This window comes from Herbiconiux sp. J20-20 (assembly GCF_057365085.1).
Map to the genome: position 1 here is coordinate 2,130,409 of NZ_CP195122.1, position 22,623 is coordinate 2,153,031.

At 69.9% G+C, this 22,623-nt stretch carries 16 protein-coding genes; 7 read left to right on the forward strand and 9 right to left on the reverse strand.

Annotated elements, in window-relative coordinates:
- Nucleotide 1: 1 nt before the first annotated feature.
- Entirely contained in the window at nucleotides 2-1,210 is a 1,209-nt protein-coding gene (locus tag ACR3ZA_RS10345) for an MFS transporter (protein ID WP_473661879.1), read from the reverse strand.
- Between the two features lie 274 nt (nucleotides 1,211-1,484).
- Between ACR3ZA_RS10345 and ACR3ZA_RS10350 the strand changes: the two genes are divergently transcribed.
- From ACR3ZA_RS10350 to ACR3ZA_RS10360, 3 genes are all read left to right on the forward strand, one after another.
- On the forward strand, nucleotides 1,485-3,950 hold the full coding sequence (locus tag ACR3ZA_RS10350) for a ribonucleoside-diphosphate reductase subunit alpha (RefSeq protein WP_473661880.1): 2,466 nt from the start codon (nucleotides 1,485-1,487) through the stop codon (nucleotides 3,948-3,950).
- 183 nt (nucleotides 3,951-4,133) lie between these two features.
- Complete coding sequence (locus tag ACR3ZA_RS10355; protein ID WP_473661881.1) at nucleotides 4,134-5,126, forward strand: ribonucleotide-diphosphate reductase subunit beta; 993 nt, start codon at nucleotides 4,134-4,136, stop codon at nucleotides 5,124-5,126.
- A gap of 78 nt (nucleotides 5,127-5,204) precedes the next feature.
- Nucleotides 5,205-5,744: a GNAT family N-acetyltransferase gene (locus ACR3ZA_RS10360; RefSeq protein WP_473661882.1), complete on the forward strand. Its 540-nt coding sequence runs from the start codon at nucleotides 5,205-5,207 to the stop codon at nucleotides 5,742-5,744.
- On the opposite strand, the gene hrpA is transcribed toward ACR3ZA_RS10360, so the two are convergent.
- The 4 genes from hrpA to ACR3ZA_RS10380 are packed head-to-tail and all read right to left on the reverse strand — an operon-like array spanning nucleotide 5,722 to nucleotide 12,158.
- On the reverse strand, nucleotides 5,722-9,570 hold the full coding sequence (hrpA, locus tag ACR3ZA_RS10365; protein ID WP_473661883.1) for an ATP-dependent RNA helicase HrpA: 3,849 nt from the start codon (nucleotides 9,568-9,570) through the stop codon (nucleotides 5,722-5,724). The two genes, ACR3ZA_RS10360 and hrpA, sit on opposite strands and share 23 nt — an antisense overlap.
- 37 nt (nucleotides 9,571-9,607) lie before the next feature.
- Nucleotides 9,608-10,423 (reverse strand): MetQ/NlpA family ABC transporter substrate-binding protein, encoded by an 816-nt coding sequence (locus ACR3ZA_RS10370; protein WP_473661884.1) that lies wholly within the window; start codon nucleotides 10,421-10,423, stop codon nucleotides 9,608-9,610.
- 29 nt (nucleotides 10,424-10,452) lie between these two features.
- Nucleotides 10,453-11,154: an ABC transporter permease subunit gene (locus ACR3ZA_RS10375; RefSeq protein WP_473661885.1), complete on the reverse strand. Its 702-nt coding sequence runs from the start codon at nucleotides 11,152-11,154 to the stop codon at nucleotides 10,453-10,455.
- Complete coding sequence (locus tag ACR3ZA_RS10380) at nucleotides 11,151-12,158, reverse strand: ATP-binding cassette domain-containing protein (RefSeq protein WP_473661886.1); 1,008 nt, start codon at nucleotides 12,156-12,158, stop codon at nucleotides 11,151-11,153. The genes ACR3ZA_RS10375 and ACR3ZA_RS10380 overlap by 4 nt, the downstream gene beginning before the upstream one ends.
- A gap of 211 nt (nucleotides 12,159-12,369) precedes the next feature.
- Here ACR3ZA_RS10380 and ACR3ZA_RS10385 point away from each other — a divergent pair, with 211 nt between their 5' ends.
- Genes ACR3ZA_RS10385 through ACR3ZA_RS10395 form a run of 3 tightly spaced genes read left to right on the forward strand, consistent with a single transcriptional unit; the run spans nucleotide 12,370 to nucleotide 14,880 of the window.
- Complete coding sequence (locus ACR3ZA_RS10385) at nucleotides 12,370-12,843, forward strand: helix-turn-helix domain-containing protein (protein WP_473661887.1); 474 nt, start codon at nucleotides 12,370-12,372, stop codon at nucleotides 12,841-12,843.
- Complete coding sequence (locus ACR3ZA_RS10390) at nucleotides 12,840-13,670, forward strand: aldo/keto reductase (RefSeq protein ID WP_473661888.1); 831 nt, start codon at nucleotides 12,840-12,842, stop codon at nucleotides 13,668-13,670. The genes ACR3ZA_RS10385 and ACR3ZA_RS10390 overlap by 4 nt, the downstream gene beginning before the upstream one ends.
- Before the next feature lie 7 nt (nucleotides 13,671-13,677).
- The gene (locus ACR3ZA_RS10395) at nucleotides 13,678-14,880 is read left to right on the forward strand and encodes an MFS transporter (protein ID WP_473661889.1); all 1,203 of its coding nucleotides are present in this window, start codon (nucleotides 13,678-13,680) and stop codon (nucleotides 14,878-14,880) included.
- Here the strand turns inward: ACR3ZA_RS10395 and ACR3ZA_RS10400 are convergent.
- The 4 genes from ACR3ZA_RS10400 to ACR3ZA_RS10415 all read right to left on the reverse strand — a co-directional run bounded on the left by ACR3ZA_RS10400 (nucleotide 14,855) and on the right by ACR3ZA_RS10415 (nucleotide 21,774).
- Nucleotides 14,855-15,439, reverse strand: a complete 585-nt coding sequence (locus tag ACR3ZA_RS10400; protein ID WP_473661890.1) for a CoA-binding protein — start codon at nucleotides 15,437-15,439, stop codon at nucleotides 14,855-14,857. The two genes, ACR3ZA_RS10395 and ACR3ZA_RS10400, sit on opposite strands and share 26 nt — an antisense overlap.
- A gap of 6 nt (nucleotides 15,440-15,445) precedes the next feature.
- A complete protein-coding gene (locus ACR3ZA_RS10405) occupies nucleotides 15,446-16,783 on the reverse strand; it encodes an aminotransferase class V-fold PLP-dependent enzyme (protein ID WP_473661891.1) in 1,338 nt (445 codons plus the stop codon).
- Between the two features lie 28 nt (nucleotides 16,784-16,811).
- Complete coding sequence (locus tag ACR3ZA_RS10410; protein ID WP_473661892.1) at nucleotides 16,812-20,153, reverse strand: cation:proton antiporter; 3,342 nt, start codon at nucleotides 20,151-20,153, stop codon at nucleotides 16,812-16,814.
- Between the two features lie 115 nt (nucleotides 20,154-20,268).
- Nucleotides 20,269-21,774, reverse strand: a complete 1,506-nt coding sequence (locus ACR3ZA_RS10415; protein ID WP_473661893.1) for a phospholipid carrier-dependent glycosyltransferase — start codon at nucleotides 21,772-21,774, stop codon at nucleotides 20,269-20,271.
- A 25-nt stretch (nucleotides 21,775-21,799) separates the two neighbouring features.
- On the opposite strand from ACR3ZA_RS10415, the gene rsmI reads away from it, so the two are divergent.
- The gene (gene rsmI / locus ACR3ZA_RS10420; RefSeq protein ID WP_473661894.1) at nucleotides 21,800-22,609 is read left to right on the forward strand and encodes a 16S rRNA (cytidine(1402)-2'-O)-methyltransferase; all 810 of its coding nucleotides are present in this window, start codon (nucleotides 21,800-21,802) and stop codon (nucleotides 22,607-22,609) included.
- Nucleotides 22,610-22,623 lie beyond the last annotated feature (14 nt).

Sequence of the window (22,623 nt, forward strand, 5' to 3'; positions counted from 1 at the left end):
GTCAGCTCGGCTGAATCGGGACCGGCTCCGTGTCGGGGATCGGACTCGCGTCACGGCCGCGCAGGTCGGGGTGGGCGCGATGGAACACCGTCGGCACGAGGAATCCGACGAGGGCGAAGGCGGCGCCGACCATGATTCCGCCGTCGGGGCCGATCGCGTCGATCACGAAGCCGGCGATGGCCGCTCCGGCTGCCGCCCCGATCAGCTGACCGGTGCCGATCCAGCCGTAGGCCTCGGCCGTGTCGCTGAACTTGACGCTCGCCGACACGATCGCGAACATCACCGCGAGGGCGGGGGCGATGCAGATCCCGGCGATCACGAGCAGCAGGGAGAGCGACCAGAACTCCCAGGCGAAGATCGCGAGCGTGGCGCCGACGAAGACGACGAACATCCGCCGGGCCAGCGCCCACGGGCCGACCGGGATGTGTCCGAAGGCGAGTCCGCCCGCGAACGACGAGATGGCCCAGATCGCGAGGACGAAGCCCGCCTCCGGTCCGTGGTCGCCGAAGGTCGCGACCACGCCCGTCTCGATGGCGGCGCAGGAGCCGATGAGCAGGAAGCCGGTGACGGTCGACAGCAGCACCGGGGGGCGGGCCAGCACGACGCCGAAGCGGCGCTTGCTGCGCGGGATGCGCACCTGCCCGACCTCGGGCGACAGGATGAACCACAGTCCGCCGCCGATCAGGAAGGCGACGGCGGTGAGGATCCCGGCGACCGTCGAGATCTGCGTGCCGATGAAGGTGACGACGACGGGACCGGCGACCCAGATGATCTCCTGCGCGGAGGCGTCGAGTGAGAACAGCGGCGTCAGCTGGCGCGAGTTGACCATCTTCGGGTAGATCGTGCGGACGGCGGGCTGGATCGGCGGGTTGCTGAGGCCCGCGACGAGACCGGCGACGATGTAGCCCCACAGCGGCATGGGGGCGAGGGCCACGGTGATCAGGGCGGCGGTGCTGACGCTCGTCGTGAGGATCAGCACGGGGCGCATGCCCCAGACCCCCATCCAGCGGCTGGTGAGCGGCCCCGACATCGCCTGTCCGGCGCTCGTCGCGGCGAGCACGAGACCGGCCGCACCGTACGAGTCGAAGATCGCCTCGAGGTGCAGCAGGAAGCCGAGGGAGATCATCCCGCCGGGGAATCGGGCCAGCAGCTGGGCGGTGATGATGCGAGCGACGCCGGGAGTGCGAAGGAGGTCGGCGTACGCGTTCATAGCCTTCCGAGCTTAGTCGCCGCGCGGGCCTCCGCGGCCTGTGGAAACTGTGCACAATTCGGCGAAGTTATGCACATTCTGTGGACGACACGCCCACAAGATCTTGTGACTGTCCCGTGTCGGTGGCCCGATATATAGTGATCGAACCGCTCAGCCGGGGGAGTGGCTGAAACACCGTTCGTGATCGCGAACGGACCGAGAAATTGCAGGTCCGCAAGACGAAAAGCTGGGTCTGCTGGGGAACGTGCGTGAGCCGCACGAGAGGAGTCCACACGTGTCGATCACGGTCGTGAAGCGCAACGGAGAGCGTGAGCCCTACGACGCCAACAAGATCAACCTCGCGATCGAGCACGCGAGCGCGGGCCTGGACGAGAACATCACCTGGGTCACGCAGATCGCGAGCGAGCTCGAGCTGACCCTCTTCGACGGCATCACGACGCAGCAGCTCGACGAGGCGGTCATCCAGGTCGCCCTGCAGAACGTCAAGGACGACCCGCAGTTCGACACCGTCGCCGCCCGACTCCTGCTCAAGACGATCTACAAGCGCGTGCTCGGCGACTACACGACCGCCGAGGAGCTGAAGTCGCTGCACGCGAGCCACTTCCGCGCGAGCGTCGAGCGCGGCGTCGCCGAGAACCTGCTCGACCCGCGCTTCCCCGAGCTGTTCGACCTCGACCTGCTCGCCACCAAGCTCGAGCCGAGCCGCGACGAGCTGCTCAAGTACATCGGCGTCGTCACCCTCAACAACCGCTACGGCATCAAGGCGCGCAACGGCGACCCGCTCGAGGTGCCGCAGTTCTTCTGGATGCGCATCGCGATGGGCCTCTCGCTCAACGAGGCCGACCCCACCAGCCACGCGATCGCGTTCTACGACAAGATGTCGAAGCTCGAGTACGTCGCCGCGGGCTCCACGCTCGTCAACGCCGGCACCAGCTACCCGCAGCTGTCGAACTGCTTCGTCATGGAGATGCAGGACGACATCGAGCACATCGCCAAGAGCGTGCGCGACGTCATGTGGCTGACCAAGGGCACCGGCGGCATCGGCCTCTCGGTCACCAAGCTCCGCTCGCAGGGCTCGCCCATCCGCTCCAACAACACGACCTCCACCGGGCCGATCCCGTTCATGCACACGATCGACTCGGTGCTGCGCGCGGTCAGCCGCGGCGGCAAGAAGTTCGGCGCGCTCTGCTTCTACATGGAGAACTGGCACCTCGACTTCCCCGAGTTCCTCGACCTGCGTCAGAACTCCGGCGACCCGTACCGCCGCACCCGCACCGCCAACACCGCGGTGTGGATCAGCGACGAGTTCATGAAGCGCGTCCAGAACGACGATGACTGGTACCTCTTCGACCCGCTCGAGGTGCCCGACCTCAACGAGCTGTACGGCGCCGAGTTCTCGGCCCGCTACGCCGAGTACGTCGCCAAGGCCGAGGCCGGCGAGATGCGCATGTTCAAGAAGATCGGCGCGCGCGAGCAGTTCAAGTCGATCCTCATCTCCCTCCAGACCACCAGCCACCCGTGGCTCACCTGGAAGGACACGATCAACAACCGTGCCCTCAACAACAACACCGGCACGATCCACCTCTCGAACCTCTGCACCGAGATCTGCCTGCCGCAGGACGTCGACAACGTCTCGGTCTGCAACCTGGCCTCGATCAACCTCTCGACCCACCTCGCGGTCGATGCCGAGGGCACCCTCGGCTTCGACTGGGCGAAGGTCGAGGAGAGCGCCCGCCTCGCGGTGCGTCAGCTCGACAACCTGATCGACATCACCGAGTCGAGCGTCGATGAGGCCGACTTCTCGAACCAGCAGAACCGCGCCATCGGTCTGGGCGTGATGGGCTTCACCGACGTCGTCGAGAAGCTCGGCATCAGCTACGAGAGCGAAGCCGCATACGACCTGATCGACGAGATCATGGAGCACGTCTCCTACGCGGCGATCGACGAGTCGGCCGATCTCGCGAAGGAGCGCGGCGCGTACACCAACTTCGCGGGCAGCCGCTGGGCGCAGGGCCTCGTTCCCTTCGACTCGATCGCGCTCACCGAGGAGAACCGCGGCGTGCCGATCAACGTCAACCGCACGACCCGCCTCGACTGGGATGCGCTGCGCGCAAAGGTCAAGGGCGGCATGCGCAACGCGACGCTCATGGCGATCGCGCCGACCGCCTCCATCGGTCTCGTCGCCGGCACCACGCCCGGTCTCGACCCGCAGTTCTCGCAGATCTTCAGCCGCGCCACCAGCAACGGCAAGTTCCTCGAGGTCAACCGCAACCTGGTCGAGGCGCTGCAGAGCGCGGGGCTGTGGGAGTCGACCAAGGAGCAGATCCTGCGCTCGCAGGGCGACATCCAGAACATCGCCGAGATCCCGGACGACATCAAGGCCGTCTTCAAGACGAGCTTCCAGCTCTCGCCGTACGCGTTCCTCGACGTCGCCGCGCGCGCCCAGAAGTGGATCGATCAGGCGATCAGCCGCAACATGTACCTCGAGACGCGTGACCTCGGCGACATGATGGACATCTACTTCGGGGCCTGGGAGCGCGGCGTGAAGACGACGTACTACCTGCACATGAAGCCGCGGCACACCGCCGAGCAGTCGACCGTCAAGGTCAACAAGTCGGTGCAGGTCGACGAGGGCGCCCCGGCCAAGCGCGGCTTCGGCGCCGCGGCCTCGACCCCGGCGGAGCCCGCGGCCGAGAAGCCGGCCGCCTCCACGGCGCGTCGTGGATTCGGAGGCCTGTGATGGGTCCCTTCGACGAAGTCGGCGGCTACGACGTTCCGGTCGACCCGATGGACGACCTGCAATGTGAGTCCTGCCAGTAGTTCCCCCCAATCCCCCCACCCGCGAAAGCGGCAGGCATGCCGGGTCCGGTCTCACCGTGACCCGGCATACTTGCCTCGCCACCCAAGCCAGAAGGACACACAGATGCCGATCCTCGGAACCGGAATCACGGAGGGCCTCCTCCTCAAGCCCGTCACCTACAAGTGGGCGATGGACCTCTACGACCAGGCGGTCGCCAACACCTGGTTCCCCAACGAGATCCAGCTCGGCGAGGACATCGCCGACTTCAAGAAGATGACCGACGAGGAGCGCCACGCGATCACGTTCCTCATGTCGTACTTCAACCCGAACGAGCTGCTCGTCAACAAGGCGCTCGCCTTCGGCGTCTACCCCTACATCAACGCTCCCGAGGCGCACCTCTACCTCGCGAAGCAGATGTGGGAGGAGGCCAACCACTGCATGAGCTTCGAGTACGTGCTCGAGACCTTCCCGATCAACCGCGACGAGGCCTACAACGCCCACGTCGACGTGCCCTCGATGGCGCGCAAGGAGGAGTTCGAGGTCAAGTTCATCAAGCGGATGACCGAGCAGACCCTCGACATCACGACGACCGAGGGCAAGCAGGACTTCATCCGCAACCTCGTCGCCTACAACGTGATCCTCGAGGGCATCTGGTTCTACTCGGGCTTCATGGTCGCGCTGAGCTTCCGCCAGCGGAACCTGCTGCGCAACTTCGGCAGCCTCATGGACTGGGTGGTGCGCGACGAGAGCCTGCACCTGAAGTTCGGCATCAACCTGATCCTCACGGTGCTCGACGAGAACCCGGACCTGCAGACGCCGGAGTTCGCCGCCGAGATCAAGCAGATGATCCTGGACGCTGTGGAGATGGAGGAGCAGTACAACCGCGACCTGCTTCCCGGCGGCATCCTCGGCCTCAACGCCAGCTACATCAACCAGTACGTCAAGTACCTCGCCGACCGTCGCCTCGAGGAGCTCGGCTTCGCGCCGGAGTACAAGGTCTCGAACCCGGCGAAGTGGATGGCGGCGGCGAACGACACGCTGCAGCTGGTCAACTTCTTCGAGTCGACCAACACCTCCTACGAGTCGAACGCGAGCGCCTCGGGCTCCAAGAAGTAGATTGTGGTCGAGCGGGTTGAGTAGCCGCGAAGCGGCGCGGGTGCGGGTTGAGTAGCCGCGAAGCGGCGCGGGTGCGGGTTGAGTAGCCGCGAAGCGGCGTATCGAAACCCCCTCGAGTTCGCCCAGGTCGCCTGGCTCGACCCCCGCGCCGTCGCGCTCCGCGCCGCAATGGATGCCGAGACCGGCGCCCTGTACGCCGACTTCGTGGCGCGCCTCGACCCTGAGGTCGCCGCGAGGTCGGCGCGCGCGCTCGCGATCGATCCGGCGAAGATCGCGGTGACCGTGCTCGCGCTCCTCGACGGCGTGCCGGTCGGGCATGCCGCACTGCGCCCCTTCGGTGCGGAGCTCGAGGTGAAGAAGCTGTTCGTCGCGCCCGACGCGCGGGGCAGCGGCGCGGCACCGGGGCTGATGGCGTGGCTCGAGGAGTTCGCACGGGAGCGGGGAGCGGCATCCCTGGTACTGCAGACCGGACCGCTTCAGACGGCCGCGATCGCGCTCTACGAACGTCTCGGCTATCGGGCGATTCCGCCCTACGGGCTCTACGGCGACATGGTCGACGCGGGCTGCTATCGCAAGCTGCTCGGCGCGGAGCCGCCTAGCCCGCGAGCGCCTTCGTGATGCGCTGAACGCTCACCGGGCCCTGGGCTCCCAGGTGCTGGGCGAAGAGCGACAGCCGCAGCTCTTCGAGCATCCAGCGGGCGGTGCGGATCCGCTCGGGCGCGGCGAGCGGCAGCGGCAGCTCGCCGCCCGCATCCCGGTAGTGCGCGGTGGCCTTCTCGACCTCGGTCTGCCACTGCCGGTCGCGGCCGAGGTTCTCGGCCATCTTCTCGGCGCGGTGCGCGATGCCGGCGAGGTACACCGGCACGCGGCGCAGCCGTTCGATCCCGGTCGCGCGCACGAAACCGGGGTAGACAAGACTGTCTAGTTGGGCGCGGGCGTCGGCGAGCGGCGACATCAGCGCCAGGCTCGACCGCGTCGAGATCGCCTTGTCGGCCAGGCGTGCGGCGTCGAGCACGCGGGCCGTCAACTGCACCGCCTCGAACGCCCCGTCGATGAGCCCCGCCGAGATCTCGGCGCGCAGGGCCTCGAACTCCGGCTGCGTGAACGGTGCGCGGGAGCCGGCCGCCTGGTCGATCACCGCCAGCAGGGCGTCATCCAGCAGCGCCGCCGTGGAGCGGTAGGGGCTCGCCGCCAGGTGCAGCTTCTCGGCGCCGGTGAGGTGCTCCTGCACGTAGCCGAGCGGGCTCGGCAAGCTCAGCGCGATCAGGCGTCGCACTCCGAACGGATGCGCCGCCGCCTGCTCGGCGGCCGTGCCGAAGACCCGAATCGCGACGCTCTGACCCTCGTCGACCAGGGCCGGGAACGCGCGCACCGTCGAGCCGCCCTGCTTCGCCTCGACCAGCTTCGGCAGCTCGCCGAGATCCCAGCTCGTGATGCCGGAGCGCTCCAGGTCGCGTCCCGGCGTGACGGTCTCGGCGACCTTCGCGACGGTGGAGCGCGCGCGCTCGGCGAAGCGCGCCTGCAGTTCGGCGAGACTCTTCGACAGCCCCACGCGGCGGCCTCGACCGTCGATCGCGGCGAACCCCATCCGCAGGTGCGCCGCGACCCGCTCGAGGTCGAAGTCGGTGGGGGAGACGACGGTGTGCGTCGCGCGCCGGATCTCCTGGGCGAGCAGCTCGGTCAGCGGCGTCTCGGCGTGCTGGGGCAGCTCACCGAGGAGCTTCCGCGCCCAGTCGGCGGCGGGCACCACGTTCTTGCGGATGTGCTTGGGCAGGCTCTTGATGAGCGCGGTCACAAGCTCTTCGCGCAGCCCCGGCACCAGCCAGTCGAAGCCGCGATCCTCCAGCCGCGGCAGCACCGCGAGCGGGATCTCGAGCGTCACCCCGTCATCCTCGGCGCCGGGCTCGAAGCGGTAGGCGAGCCGCAGCCGCTGCTCGCCCGCCTGCCAGTGCGCGGGGAAGCCCTGCTCGTCCCGCTCGGGCGCGGCCTCTTCCTCGCCGAGGAGAGCCTCGCGCGTCATCGTGAGCAGCTCGGGGGTTTTCGCGCGCGCGTCACGCCACCAGCGCTCGAAGCGACGGACGTCGGTGACGTCGGCCGGGATCCGCCGCTCGTAGAAGTCGACCACCGCCTCGTCGTCGACCAGGATGTCGCGGCGGCGGGTGCGCTCCTCGAGCTGTTCCAGTTCGCGGCGCAGTGCGCGGTTCTTGCGGTCGAAGTCGTAGAGGGCATTGCCGCGGATCTCGAACGGCCACTCGCCGGGCTTGCCGTCGACGCCGACGAGGGCGTGCCGGATGAACAGCTCGCGCGCCTGCTCGGCGTCGATGCGGGCGAGCTGGATGCGCCGCTTCGGCACGATCGGCACGCCGTAGAGGGTGACCTTCTCGTCGGCGACCGCCGAGCCCTGCCGCTTCTCCCAACGCGGCAGCCCGTAGCTGCGCTTCACCAGGTGCTCGGCCAGCGGCTCCGCCCACGCCGGGTCGATGCGCGCGACGGTGCGGGCGAACAGCCGACTGGTCTCCACCAGCTCGGCGGCCATCACCGCGGCCGGCGGCTTCTTGGCGAGCACCGAGCCGGGGAACACGGTGAAGCGCTGCTGGCGTGAGCCGAGGAACTCGGTGGGGCGGCGCCCCTTCTCGCCCGGCTTCGCGCGCACCCGCTCGTCGAGCAGCCCGATGCGGCTGAGCAGGCCCGAGAGCAGAGAGATGTGAATCGCGTCGGCATCGGTGCTGGCGGCACGGGCGACGATGCCGAGCGGCTTCGCGGCGCGCACCAGCTGTCGGTACAGCTCCTGCCACTCGCGCACCCGCAGGTAGTTGAGGAACTCCGCCTTGCAGAGCCGCCGGAACGCGCTGCTGGAGAGCTCGCGCTGCTGGTGCTCGAGGTGGTTCCAGAGGTTCAGCAGGCTGATGAAGTCGCTCGTCGGGTCGGTGAAGCGGGCGTGCGAGGCATCCGCCGTTCCGCGCTTCTCGAGCGGGCGCTCACGCGGGTCCTGGATGCTGAGCCCCGCCACGATCACCATCACCTCGCGCGCGACACCGCGGCGCTCGGCCTCGACGATCATGCGGCCGAAGCGCGGATCGACCGGCAGTTGGGCGAGGTCGCGACCGACCTTCGTGATGCGGGTGTGGCCGGTCGTCGCGTCGGCCGAGATCGCGCCGAGCTCCAGCAGCAGGTCGGTGCCGTCCTTGATGCCGCGCGCATCCGGCGGTTCGACGAAGGGGAACTCGGAGATGTCGCCGAGGCGCAGGTCGATCATCTGCAGGATCACCGCCGCGAGGCTGGTGCGCAGGATCTCCGGGTCGGTGAACTCGGGGCGGGAGTCGAAGTCCTCCTCCGAGTAGAGCCGGATCGCGATGCCGTCGCTCGTGCGCCCGGCGCGGCCCGAGCGCTGGTTGGCGCTCGCCTGGCTGATCGCCTCGATCGGCAGGCGCTGCACCTTCGAGCGGGCTGAGTAGCGGCTGATGCGGGCGGTGCCGGTGTCGATGACGTACTTGATGCCGGGCACCGTGAGGCTCGTCTCGGCGACGTTGGTGGCGAGCACGATGCGGCGGCGGATGCCCGGGCGGGCGCGCTCGAACACGCGGTGCTGCTCGGCGGAGCTCAGCCGACCGTAGAGCGGGAGCACCTCGGTGGTCTCGCCGGCCGCGCCGCGCGCGGTGAGGCGTCCGCGGATCGCGTCGGCGGCATCCCGGATCTCGTTCTCGCCGCTGAAGAAGACCAGCACGTCGCCGCTGCTCTCGCGCTCCAGCTCGTCAAGGCCATCCAGCACGCCCTGCACGATGTCCCGATCGTCGCGCGTCGCCCCGTCGTCGCTGTCGTCATCGCCGGACTCGGCGACGAGCGGACGGTAGCGGATCTCGACCGGGTAGCTGCGCCCGCTCACCTCGACGATGGGGGCGGGGGTGCCGTCGGGGCGGGCGAAGTGCTTCGCAAAGCGCTCCGGGTCGATCGTGGCGCTCGTGATGATCACCTTGAGCTCGGGGCGACGCGGCAGCAGACGGGTCAGATAGCCGAGCAGGAAGTCGATCGTGAGGCTGCGCTCGTGCGCCTCATCGATGATGATCGTGTCGTAGCGGCGCAGGTCACGGTCGCGGTTGATCTCAGCCAGCAGCACGCCGTCGGTCATCAGCTTGACCGCGGTCTCGCGCTTCGTGCGGTCATCGAACCGCACCTGATAGCCGACGAGGGTGCCGAGCTCCACGTCGAGCTCTTCGGCGATGCGCTCGGCGACGCTGCGCGCGGCGATGCGGCGGGGCTGGGTGTGCCCGATCTTCTCGCGCCCGAGCTCGAGCAGGATCTTCGGCAGCTGGGTCGTCTTGCCCGAGCCGGTGGCCCCCGCCACGATCACCACCTGATGCTCGGCGATGGTGCGCGCGAGCTCCTCCCGCGCGGCGCTGACGGGCAGCTCCGGCGGGTAGGTGATCGGCGGCAGGTCGAGGGGCATAGCCGTCCAGGCTAGCGCCCCTCGACCCGCTCGCGCGCTAGGCGGCCGGGGTGACGAGGCCCGAGTACTGCTCCAGGATCCAGGCGGCCGTCTCCTCGGAGGTCAGCAGCTCGTACAGGGTGGCGACACGCGGGTCGTCGGCGAGCTCGGCGCGGGTGGCGAGGATGTTGAAGTAGCTGCTCTCGGCGCCCTCGGCGAAGAGCTGCAGGTCGCTGGAGAGCCCGGCGGCGGCCGCGAAGCTGAAGTTCACGATCGCGGCGTCCTTCTCGTCGAGCGCCTGCGGCAGGCTCGCGGCGTCGATCTCACTGAACTCGAAACCGCGCGGGTTGGCGGTGATGTCGGCGACCGTGCTCGGAGCGTCGGTCGTCTCGATCAGACCGTGCGCGGCGAGCAGCAGCAGCGCGCGCGACTCGTTGCTTGCGTCGTTGGGCAGCGCGATGCTTGCGCCGTCCGGCAGGTCGGCGATGTCGTCGACGGTCTTCGAGTAGAGCGCGAGCGGCGGCAGGTAGACCTGGCCGACGGCGACCAGGTCGTCACCGGACTCCGAGTTGTACAGGTTCAGGTACGGCTCGTGCTGGAACAGGTTGGCGTCATTGGTGCCGTCGGAGAGCGCCTGGTTGGGGGTGACGTAGTCGGCGTACTCCTGGATGGTGATCGTGAGTCCCGCCTCCTCGGCCTGACCCGAGTCGATGACGAACTGCAGGATCTCGGCGGCCGGAACGGCGGTCGCGCCGACGCTCAGCGTCGACTCGTCGTCGGAGGCGGAGGCGGCGGCGCCGCAGGCGCTCAGCGCGAGGGTCGCGGCGAGGGCGGCGGTGGTGGCGAGCGCGGCGCGCGAGAAGCGGTGGGACATGAGGGGCCTTTCGGTGGTTCGGCGGTGTTTCAGCGGTGGGAGAGTCGGGTGGCGAGGCGGTTGCCGAGCCACTGCAGAAGGTGGACGAGCGCGACCAGCAGCGCGACCACGGCGAGGATGTGGATCACGCTGTAGCGCTGGTAGCCGTTCACGTAGGCGAAGGAGCCGAGGCCGTAGTTGCCGACCACGGTCACGATCGCCGAGTAGTTCACGATGGTGACGAGCGTGGTGGTGAAGCCGCGCAACAGCGCGGGCACCGCCTCCGGCACGAGCACCTTGACGAGCAGCTGCACCGGGGAGGCGCCCATCGCGGTGCCCGCCTCGACCAGGCCGGTCGGCACCTCGCGCAGCGCGATCTCGGCGATGCGGGCGAAGAACGGCACGGCGGCGACGCACAGCGGCACGATGGCGCCTTCCAGGCTGAAGGCGCTGCCGACGAGGAAGCGGGAGACCGGGATCAGCGCGACCATCAGGATGATGAACGGCACCGATCGCCCGATGTTGACGATCGTGCCGAGCACCAGGTTGATGCCGCGGCCGAGCGCGCGCGAGCCGAACGGAGCGGCGAGCACGCCGTCGGCATCCGTCGCCACCAGGATCACGCCGAGCGCGAGACCGCCGATGAGCGTGACCAGGCCGGTCACGACGAGCATGATGAGCGTCTCGCCGCTGGCGACGAGCAGGCCGTCGAACAGGCGCGGCCAGAACTCCGGATCGGTGGGGTCGATCATGCGGCACCTCCGCTCGCGGCGACGACGTCGACGACGTAGCCCTCGGCTCGCAGGCTCTCGATGGCGGCCGTCTTCGCGGTCTCGCTGCCGGGCAGCTCGAGGCGGATGCGCCCGGTCTGCTCGCCGGCGACCGTCTCGATCATCGCGCCGAGGATGCTGATGTCGAGTCCGTGGTCGCGTGCGAGGCGGGCGATGACCGGGCGGCTCGAGTCGAGACCGGTGAAGGTGACCTCGACGATCGTGTTGCCGCGCTCGGGCGCGTGCTCGCCGAGGGGGAAGAGCTGATGCGCGATGCGCGAGCCGGGGGTCTGCAGCAGGTCGTGGATGCGGCCCTGCTCGACGATGCGGCCGTGCTCGATCAGTGCGGCCGAGTGGCACACCTGCTTGATGACCTCCATCTCGTGCGTGATCAGCACGATGGTGAGGCCGAGCTCCCTGTTGAGCTTGGCCAGCAGGTCGAGGATCGACCGGGTCGTCGCCGGGTCGAGGGCGCTGGTCGCCTCGTCGGAGAGCAGCACGCGCGGGCGCGGGGCGAGGGCGCGGGCGATGCCGACCCGCTGCTTCTGGCCGCCGGAGAGCTGGGCCGGGTAGGCATCCGCTCGGTCGGTGAGCCCAACCAGGTCGAGGATCTCGTCGACGCGTGCGCGCCGTTCGCGGGCGGGGACCCCGAGCACTTCAAGGGGGAGCGCGACGTTCTCGCGCACGGTGCGGCGCGACAGCAGCTGGAACTGCTGAAAGATCATGCCGATCTGGTGGCGCTCGCGGCGCAGTGCGCGCTCGTCGAGTGCGGTGAGGGCGGTGCCGTCGAGGATCACGCTGCCGGAGTCGGGGCGCTCGAGCAGGTTGAGCAGCCGCACCAGGGTGCTCTTTCCGGCGCCGCTCTGCCCCACGATGCCGAAGATCTCGCCCTCGGCGATGCGCAGGCTGACATCATCGACCGCGTGCACGGGGCTCTGCGAGTCGGTGCTCGCGAAGGTCTTCACGAGCCGTTCGGCGACAATCACGCGCGTTCCTCTCTGCTGGTCGGGTTCGCGCGTCGTCGAGCGGGGGAGGCGTGGCCTCGGGACCTTCCGACCCTAAATCGCGTTCCCGCGCCCTCGAAATCGCGTGACGAAATGTTGCCGCGCCTCCTCCCCAGCCCCGCGCCCCACCCGCCCTCTCTCAGATGAGCTGCCAATTGAGCTTGGCGCCAAGCTGAATTGGCACCATGTTTTCGTGCATGTGTTCGAGGTGGTGGCGGAGCCGATCCGGCGGCGGCTCGTGGAGGTGCTGGCGTCTGGCTCGCACTACCTGGGCGATCTGGAGGACGTCATCCGGCACGAGTTCGGCGTGAGTCGCGCGGCCGTGCATCACCACCTGAAGGTCCTGCGTGAGCACGGCGCGGTGCTGCAGCACGACGACTGGCCGCGCAGTCTGTACGAACTCGACTCGGCGATTCTGGAGCAGCTCGCGAGCGAGCTCGATCATTGGGACTACCTGTTCGATCGCCGTATCGGTTGGCGCACCCCGCAGGACCTGCTCCCCGACGAGACATCGGGGCCGGCGAGCGCGCGCGGCTGGCGTGGGCACGGCCTGGACCCGGATGACCCGTGGCGGCGGCCGTCTCGCCGCGCGAGCAACGGACGGCGCGCCGACTGGGAGGCGGCGCCCGGCGAGCCGCCGCCGAGTCGTGCCAGCATAGGAGCATGACTGTTCCCACCATTGCGCTCAACGACGGCCACCAGATCCCGCAGCTCGGCTTCGGCGTGTTCAAGGTCGACCCGGTCGAAACCGAGCGCATCGTGCTCGACGCGCTCGAGGTGGGCTACCGCCACATCGACACGGCCGCCGTCTACGGCAACGAGGAGGGCGTCGGTCGCGCCCTCGCCGCCTCGGGCATCCCGCGCGAGGAGCTGTTCATCACCACCAAGCTCTGGAACTCGGACCACGTCGCCGGCGACGCGCCCGCGGCGATCGCGGCGAGCCTCGAGAAGCTCGGACTCGACTTCGTCGACCTGTACCTGATCCACTGGCCGCGTCCCGACGCCGACAAGTACGTGGAGGCCTGGAAGGCGCTCGAGCAGATCAACTCCGCCGGCCTCGCCCGTTCCATCGGCGTCAGCAACTTCCACGTGCCGCACCTGGAGCGTCTCGCGGCCGAGACCGGCACTGTTCCCGCGGTCAACCAGATCGAACTGCACCCGGGCCTGGCCCAGAAGGAGCTGCGCGCCTACGGCGCCGACCACGGCATCGTGACCGAGGCGTGGGGCCCGCTCGGGCAGGGCAAGTACCCGCTGCTCGAGATGGCGCCCATCGCGGGAGCCGCCGCCGCGCACGGGGTCACCCCGGCGCAGATCGTGCTGCGCTGGCACCTGCAGCAGGGCATCGTCGTGTTCCCGAAGACGACCAGCCGTGAGCGGATGGCCGAGAACTTCGACGTCTTCGGCTTCGAGCTGAGCGGTGACGAGATGGCGGCGATCGATCGCCTCGACGCCGGGCTGCGCCAGGGGGCGGACCCGGAGTCCGCCACCTTCTGATCCGCGCGTGCGGGGGTTGACGGCGGCGAGCTACCTCGCCGCGTCGGTGCCGCTGCGGCTGGCCACCTCAGGGGTGATGGTCGCGCTGCCGATTCTGGCGGCGACAGAATTCGGCGACCTCGCGCTCGGCGGGCAGCTCGTCGCGGCGACCCTCGGCCCGAGCGTGCTGGCGGCGCCGCTCGTCGGGGTGATTCTCGATCGGGCCCGCCGGCCGCGGCGCTGGATGCTTGCCGGCGCGGTGCTGACCTCCGTCTCGTTCGCGTTGGCCGCCGCCATCGGCACCGTTCCGATCCCAATCGTGATGGGGGCGCTGGTGCTGAGCGGGGTGGCCGCGCCGTTCTTCATGGGCGGTCTGTCGAGCTTCGTCGCCGACGAATTCGCGGATGCGCGCCGCGGCTACGCGCACGATGCGCTCTCCTACAACGTCGGGTCGGTCGGAGGCCCGGCCCTGGTCGCGGTGCTCGCGGTGGCGGGCTCGCCCCGCACGGCTCTGCTCGTGCTCGCGGCGATCTGCCTGCTGGGCTGCGTGGGCCTGTTCGCGCTGCGGCTGGCTCCGCGTCCCGCACCCGGCGTCGGGGCGCTGCGCACGATGGCGACGGGACTGCGCCACCTGGTGGCGCACCGGCCGATCGCGATCGTCACCCTGTCGGGAACCCTGAGCCAGCTGGGCGCTGGCGGGCTGGCGGTGGCGGCGGTCGCGGTCGCGATCGAGCGCTCCGGGAGTGCCGAGCGCGCGGCCTGGATCGTCACCGCTTTCGCCATCGGGGGGCTGCTCGGAGCGCTCGCCGCGGCGGCGCGGCGCTGGGGTTCCGCCCCGCCGGTGGTGGTCATGGGGGCAGGGTTCGCGGCGACCGGCGTGGCCACCATGGTGGCCGCGGTCGACCTCGGACTGGTCTGGACGGTTCTCGCGATCGGAGTGTCGGGGCTGTTCACCGCCTCCAGCGCGGCAGCCATGCTGCTGCTGCGCAAGGAGCAGAGCCCGCTCGCGGTGCGCTCGCAGGTGTTCACGGTCGGCTCCGGACTGCGCGCCTCGGCGGCGGCGGGTGGCGCCGCAGCCGCGGGAGCCCTCGCGCAGGCGAGCGGCGGGACGCTGCTGGCCGTGATCGGCGCTGTCTGGGTGCTCGCGGCGCTCGTGCTGCTGGCGTATCCGCGCGGTGCTGTGCCCCTGGCGACCGGGCCGATCCCTACCGGAGCTGCTTCTTCGAGCTGATCACCCCGGTGTCGAAGCCGAGCAGGTGCAGCCCGCCGTGGAAGCGGGCGTGCTCCACCTTGATGCAGCGATCCATCACGACGGTGAGGCCATGCTCTTCGCCGTAGCGCGCCGCCTCTTCGTTCCAGATGCCGAGCTGCACCCAGACGGTCGTCGCGCCGATGGCGAGCACGTCGTCGATCACCTGGGGGATATCGCTCGCGCGGCGGAAGACGTCGACGATGTCGGGTACGACCGGCAGGTCGGCGAGCGACCTGTAGACCGGGCGCCCGAGGATCTCGGTCGCGTTCGGGTTCACGAAGTACAGCTCGTAGTCGCTGGACTGCGACAGATAGGTGGCGACGAAATAGCTGGAGCGCGCCGGATTCGCCGAGGCTCCGACGATCGCGACCGACTTCGCGCGGCGCAGGATGCCGAGGCGCTCCTGCGCGCTGGGACCCACCCAGGTGCGCTGGCTGCGCATCAGCTTCGCGAGCGGTGAGCTCGCAGGCAGGCTGCAGCTCAGCCCATTCGTCAGCTGCACCGTCTCCACGTCAGTCACGTCGTCCGTGGTGCTCATGCCCGATTATCCCTCCACCGCGACCGACAGCGCTCGATCGAGGTCGTAGATGATGTCGTCGACCTCTTCGATGCCGACGCTGATGCGGATCAGGCCCGGCAGCACGCCGCCGTCGAGCAGCTGCTGCTCGGAGAGCTGCGCGTGGGTGGTCGAGGCCGGGTGGATGACGAGCGTCTTCGCGTCGCCGATGTTCGCCAGGTGGCTGGCGAGCTCGACGTTCTCGATGACGCGCTGGCCGATCTCACGGCTGCTCGCCGTGCCGGAGGCGCGCACCCCGAAGCTGAACACCGATCCGGGTCCGAGCGGCAGATACGCGTTCGCGCGCTCGTGGTGCGGATGCGAGGCGAGCCCCGCCCAGTTGACGAACTCGACGCGGGGGTCGGCCTCGAGGAACTCGGCGACCGCACGCGCGTTGCTCACGTGCGCCTGCATCCGGTAGGGGAGCGTCTCGACACCCTGCGCGAGCAGGAAGGCCGAGTGCGGGGCGAGGGTGGGACCCACGTCGCGCAGCTGCTCGGCGCGCAGGCGGGTGAGGAAGGCGTACTCGCCGAAGTTGCCGTGCCAGTTCAGCCCGCCGTAGTGGGCGGCATCCTCGCTGAACAGCGGGAAGCGCTCGCTCGCCCAGTCGAAGCGGCCCGACTCGACGACGACGCCGCCGAGGGTGGTGCCGTGCCCGCCGAGGAACTTGGTCGCGGAGTGGATGACGATGTCGGCACCCCACTCGATCGGCCGGTTCAGGTACGGGGTTGCGACGGTCGAGTCGATGATGAGCGGGATGCCGGCGGCGTGGGCGACGTCGGCGAGGCCCTCCAGGTCGGCGATCTCGCCCGAGGGGTTCGCGATCGTCTCGGCGAAGATCAGCTTCGTCGTGTCGGTGATCGCGGCCGCGTAGTCGGCCGGGTCGGTGCCCGGAACGAACGTCGTCTCGACGCCGAAGCGTCGCAGCGTCACATCGAGCTGCGTGACGGTGCCGCCGTAGAGGCTCTGTGCGGCGACGATGTGGTCGCCGGCGCCCGCGAGCGAGGCGAACGTGATGAACTCGGCGCTCAGCCCGGAGGCGGTGGCGACGGCACCGAGTCCGCCCTCGAGGGAGGCGATCCGCTCCTCGAAGCTGGCCACGGTCGGGTTCGAGACGCGCGAGTAGATGTTGCCGTACTTCTGCAGCGCGAAGCGGGCCGCGGCATCCTCGGTGGAGTCGAAGACGAACGCGCTGGTCTGGTGGATCGGGAGCGCGCGCGAGCCGTGCACCGCATCCGGGATGTTGCCCGCGTGGATGGCTCGGGTGCGGAACCCCCAGTTGCGGTCGGACGCGCGCGGGACGTCGGGCAGGGCGGAGTCTGGCATGCCGCCAGGCTACCGGCGCACCCGGCGCCTAGACCGTTGTGTTGCGTTCCGTTGCGTCGGCCTCGGCGCGCTCGCCGGCTCCCGCGCGCCAGGCGAAGTAGCCCCAGGCGGCGAAGGCGAGCGCGCCGAACACGGCGAGCACCACGTACCAGACGCCGACATCCGCCGGATCGGTCTCCTCCAGTGCGGTCGGCAGCACGATCAGGGAGAACGCGGTCGCGATCACCAGGAAGGTGCCGAACCACAGCGACTTGGAGGCCTCCCACAGGGTGCGGCCCTCGAGGAACGCGAGCGGCAGGATCGCGATCGCGACACCGGTGAGGCCCTCCGAGGTGATCGCGGCCAGGGTATCGACGGTGAGCGCTCCCCAGAAGTCCTGCGGGTCGCCGGCCACGGTCAGCGCCGAGTAGCCGAACCAGGCGGCGATGCTCAGCACGAAGACGCCCGCGAACTGGACGAGCGCTGCCCCGAGCTCGGCTCGACGCGAGGCGTTGAACATCTCGATGCCGATCACGACGCCGATGAAGATCCCGGGGGCGAAGCCGACCAGGCGCGAGAACACCACGCCGAGGATCGCGAACAGCACGATCGACGGCTGGATCGTGACCACGGAGGGCACCTTCCAGCCGCGTTCGACGATCAGTCCGGTCAGCCAGCTGACCCCGTAGAACAGGATGAAGAACGCGATCGCGAGCGAGAGGACAAGGCGGAGCGACACCAGGTCGAATCCGAAGGCCGGGTCGCTGAAGCCGAACACGATGCTCACCAGCACGACGAGCACCGCGGCGGCGGCTGCTCGGCTGCCGGTGACGGCGATGAACCAGTCACGCACCCGGTCGGTGGCGGCCTCGATGCGCGCGATCCCGCGGCCCATCCGGCCGGTATTCGACGACAGCGTCGCGGTGAGCAGCTCGGTGGGAATCGCGACCAGGAAGAGCAGCGCCAGGGCGAGACCGCCGGCCGCGGCGAGCAGGCCCGGGTTATCGAGGATCCGTGCGACGGTCACCAATGCCTCGGTGAGGACGCTCGGGGCGGCCGGCTCGGAGCGTGGCGCGACCTCGCCGCCCGCGGCGGAAGCGCCGCCGTCGTCGTCCACGACGGCGGTGGGGCCGGCTTCGTCGGGGGAGGCGTCGGGTGTTTCGGTCGGAAGGTCGATGACGATCGGCTGGGTCACGACCGAGAGCGCGCCGCTCTCGCCCATGACCATGATGACGAATTCGTGCTCTCCGGGCTCGACATCCTCGGGGATGGTGGCGACGATGCGGAAGTCGCCCTCGCTGTCGGCGGTCGTCTGCCCGAGCACGATCGGCGTCGAGTGGAGCTCCGCGGTCACGGGCGCGCCCGCGGGGGCGCCGCTGCCGCTGAAGGTCACGGTGTCACCCGGGAAGTAGGGCCCGGGCGTCACCGTGAAGCTCAACCCGGTCGTCGGCGTCGTGCCCGGGCGGGAGGCCGGGGGGGCGGTCACGGCGACGCTCGCCACGGTGGTCGCGCTCCACGCCGAGTACCCCTGGAAGGAGCTGCCGTACTCCTCGGGCGCGGGAAGGCTCTCGACGTCGATCTCAAAACCCTGGGAGCGCGAGATCGCGCGGTAGCTGTGCGTTCCCGCGCCGGGTGTGGCGCTGCACGTCCAGGTGCCGGATGCGGTGGCGGTGGTCGAGCACGCACCCGAGCCGTCCAGCGTGAACACGCTCACCCGGTCGCCGGCGCCGGCGCTCCCGCTGAACGTCACCGTGCCGGATGAGCTCACGGTGGATCCGAGGGTCGGGGTGCTCGGGATCATCACGTAGTCGTCGCGGTAGTGGGTCTCCGCAGACTCATCGCCGAAGAAGACCGCTGCCCACGAGTACACGTTCCAGATGCCCGGCTCAAGTCCGTCCAGACCGCACTCGATGCTCGAGGTGTCACCCTCCGTCGCGCCGTGCTCGCAGGATTCGACCGGGTACCCGTAGGAGTAGCCGCCCTCGCCGTCGCTGGTCACGCGGTAGAACTCGACGCCGGTCAGGCTTCCGGCGACGCCGGTGACCAGCACCTCGATGGCGGCGGCATCGAGGGTGAGCGAGCTCGCCGGGCGGAACGGGGCGACCTCCACCTCGACGGTCGCGGATCGCGGGGAGACTCCGTCGTGGTAGCCGTCGAGCACGCCGGCGACGTCCGGGTCGTCGGCGAAGCCGCGCGAGATCGCGTACGCGTCGACGGTCTGCAGGCCGCTCGGGGCGAGTCCCGTGCACTCCCAGGCCCCGCTCGGGTCGGTGTCGGCCTCGCAGATGTCGAATTCACTGACGAGTTCGACGACAACGGTGCTGCCCTCGTGGACGGTCGGAAACGCGCTGTCCCACGTCGGGTCGACCGTGCCGCGGAACGTGAGCGAGCCATCGGGGTTGGTGACGATCTCGCTGATGACCGGGACCTCGGGGATCCGCACGAGATCGCCGCGGTCGAAGGAGTGAGTGCCGTTGACGAAGTCGATGCTCGTGAGCAGATACACACCCGGGGTCGGCTCCGGCACGGCGCAGGAGACCTCGGGGCCGCCGTCGGGCCGGTCTTCGCCGTAGTCGCCGGACCAGCCGACGGGGCAGCGCCAGAATCCGGTGACCGACTCGCCGTCGAACTCGCGCCAGATCGCGCCGGCGTCGCCGCCGGAGGTCGCGGTGGTGAGCGACTGGAGCAGCCCCGGGCCGGCGGCGATCGCCACGTCGGGCTTGGGGGGATACACCTCGAGCCACTGCCATTCGCTCGCGTCGGGAGCGCCATCGATGCGCGTCGCGTCGATGCCGACGTTGTAGTAGCCCGGGTCGATCGCGTCGACGGTGCAGCTCCACGTGCCGTCGAGGGCGACCTCGACGTCGCACCACGACGTGACGACTTCGCCGTCCGAGTGGCCGAGGTTGACGCGTCCGAGCGCGGGGCCGGTGCCCGAGAAGCTCACACTGCCCGTTTCGAAGGCGGCGTCGGGGGCGGGGGAGTCGATCGTGGGCGATTGCGTTCCGCCGCGGGTGATCGTGATCTGGTCGGTGCCGCCGGTCTCCTCGTCGGCGAAGGTCTCGGCGGTGATGAGGTTGTCGCCGAGCAGCAGATCGACGTCGCAGCTCCACTCGGTCTCGTAGTACTCCAACCAGCCGGAGTCGCACGTGCCGACCACGACTCCGTCGTTGGTGGCCGTGACCTCGACGTAGCCGCCCGTGCCGCCCCAGTCGGCGACGCTGCCGCTGATCGTCGCCGTGTCGCTGGTCGTAACCGCGCCGTCGCTCGGCGCGACGATGACCGGCGCGTCGGGCGCGGCGAGGGCGGCGGGCGCCGCGCCGAACACGATGACCGCGATCGCGATCAGGGGCGCGGCGAAGCCGACGGCGCGACGATGCGGGGAGGGCACAGAACGGGAGGAGCGTGGAGCGAACATGGGGGACTCCAGCGGGGGACGCTGCTTCGGGCGCAGGGTGAGAACACTGTAGCGCCAACGATCACTGTGCGACAGAGCGAAGTTGAGGTTATATCCAGCTGGCGAACCAGTAGTGCGCGCGCAGGTACTCGATCGGGATCGGCTCCCCGATCCACAGCGGCCAGAAGAACACGCTGAGCGCGGCCACGGCGACCAGGAACACCGCGACCAGCCCGCGACCGACCACGTAGTGCCGCTCGGGGTCACCGGGTGGGCCGATCAGCAGTCCGATCGCCGCCACCAGTGCGAGCACCAGAAACGCCTCAAAGGCGATCGTGTAGAACTGGAACACCGTGCGGTGCAGGTAGAGCATCCACGGCAGGTAGCCGGCCGCCATCCCGGTGAGGATGAACGCCTCGGCGCGCGCATCCCGTCCGTGCCGCAGCAGCCAGCCGAAGCGCACCAGCACCGCGACAAGCGCGGCCGTGCCCGCCCACCAGATCAGCGGATTTCCGAGGTCGAGGATCTCGGCTGCCGTGCCGTCGCCGAAGTCCTCGTAGTACATGCTCGTCGGGCGCACCAGCAGCAGCCAGCCGAGCGGACTCGCCTGGTAGGAGTGGGGGGTGTTCTCGCCGACGTGGTAGCCGTACATCGACGCCTGGTAGTGCCACCAGTTCTGGACGTCGACCGGTACCCAGGAGAGAAGCCCCGACCAGGCTTCGCCGCCCTCTTCCACCCAGCGGCGGTAGTAGCCGCCGTCGGTGGCGAACCAGCCGGTCCAGCTGGCGACGTTGACGAGCAGGGCGAGAGGAACGAGCAGCACGGCGTTGACGGGCGCCTGGCGCAGCACGGCGCCGCTGGCCCAGAGATCGACGCCCGCGCGCCGGCGGTCGAGCGCATCCGCCACGACCGAGTAGATCCCGAACACCGCCAGGAAGTACAGCCCGCTCCACTTGACCGCCGAGGCCAGCCCGAAGGTGAGCGCCGCGGCGAGCAGCCACGGCCTCGCCCAGAAGACGGGGCCCCACTCCCGCACGGCCACCATGCCGTCGCCCGCGGCGAGCCAGGAGGCAAGCCGGACGCGCGCCTGCACCCGGTCGAGCAGCGTGAAGCACGCCCCGAGCAGGGCGAACAGGGCGAGGGCGCTGTCCAGCAGGGCGACGCGGCTGAGCACGATCGCGTTGCCATCGATCGCGATCAGCCCGCCGGCAATCGTCGTCAGCAGCGGGCGGTGGAACAGCAGGTGCGCGGCGAACATGGTGACGGCGACGAGCAGGATGCCGGTGACGGCGATCCCGATCCGCCAGCCCCAGCTCGACTCGGCCCCGAACGCCGCGAGCCCCGCGGCGATGATCCACTTGCCGAGCGGCGGGTGGGCGATGAACGACGGATTCGACGAGTAGACGTCCGGGTTGCCGCCCGCGAAGCTCTCGTTCGCCCCCTCGCCCCACGATCCCTCGTAGCCGAGATTCATCAGCGTGTAGGCGTCTTTGACGTAGTAGGTCTCGTCGAAGACGAGCTCGTGCGGGCGGTCGAGCGCCCACAACCGGGTCGCCGCGGCGACGGCCATGACGGCCGCCGGGCCCACCCAGGTCGGGAGTCGCGAGACGATCACCCGCTCATGCTAGGAGAATGGACGCGTGCTCATCCTCGCCGCGACGCCCATCGGCAATCTTGGCGACGCCTCCCGCCGGCTGATCGAGGCGCTGCAGAACGCCGAGACGATCGCCGCGGAGGACACCCGCACAGCGATCCAGTTGATGCGCGCCCTCGGCGTCGACAACCGTCCGCGCCTGGTGGCGCTGCACGAGCACAACGAGCGCGAGCGCGCCGCATCGCTGGCCGAGGAGGCACGGGAGGCCGACATCCTGGTGCTGACGGATGCCGGAATGCCGACCGTGAGCGACCCCGGCTTCGTGCTCGTGCAGACCGCGGTCGCCGCCGGGGTGACGGTGACCGCGATCCCCGGACCGAGTGCGGTGCTGACGGCGCTCGCGCTCAGCGGGCTGCCGACCGACCGGTTCGCCTTCGAGGGCTTCGTGCCGCGCAAGGGCCGGGTCGCGTCGTTCCGGGCGGTCGCCGCCGAGGCGCGCACGCTCGTGTTCTTCGAGAGCCCGCACCGCATCGGCGACGCCCTGCGAGATGCGGCGACGGCGTTCGGCGAGGATCGCCGCGCGGCCGTCTGCCGCGAACTCACCAAGCTGCACGAGGAGGTCGCGCGCGGCACGCTCGCCGAGCTGGCCGAGCGCTTCGCCGACGGAGCCCGCGGCGAGATCGTGCTCGTGGTGGCCGGGGCCGAACCGGTCGAGGCGTCGATCGACGAGGGGGTGGCCCGCGTCCTCACCCTCGTCGCCGAGGGCTCGCGCCTCAAGGAGGCGAGCGCCGAGGTGGCCGAGCTGACGGGACTCTCACGCAAGGAGCTCTACGACGCGGCGCTGCGCGCCCGCTGAGTTCGACCGGACCG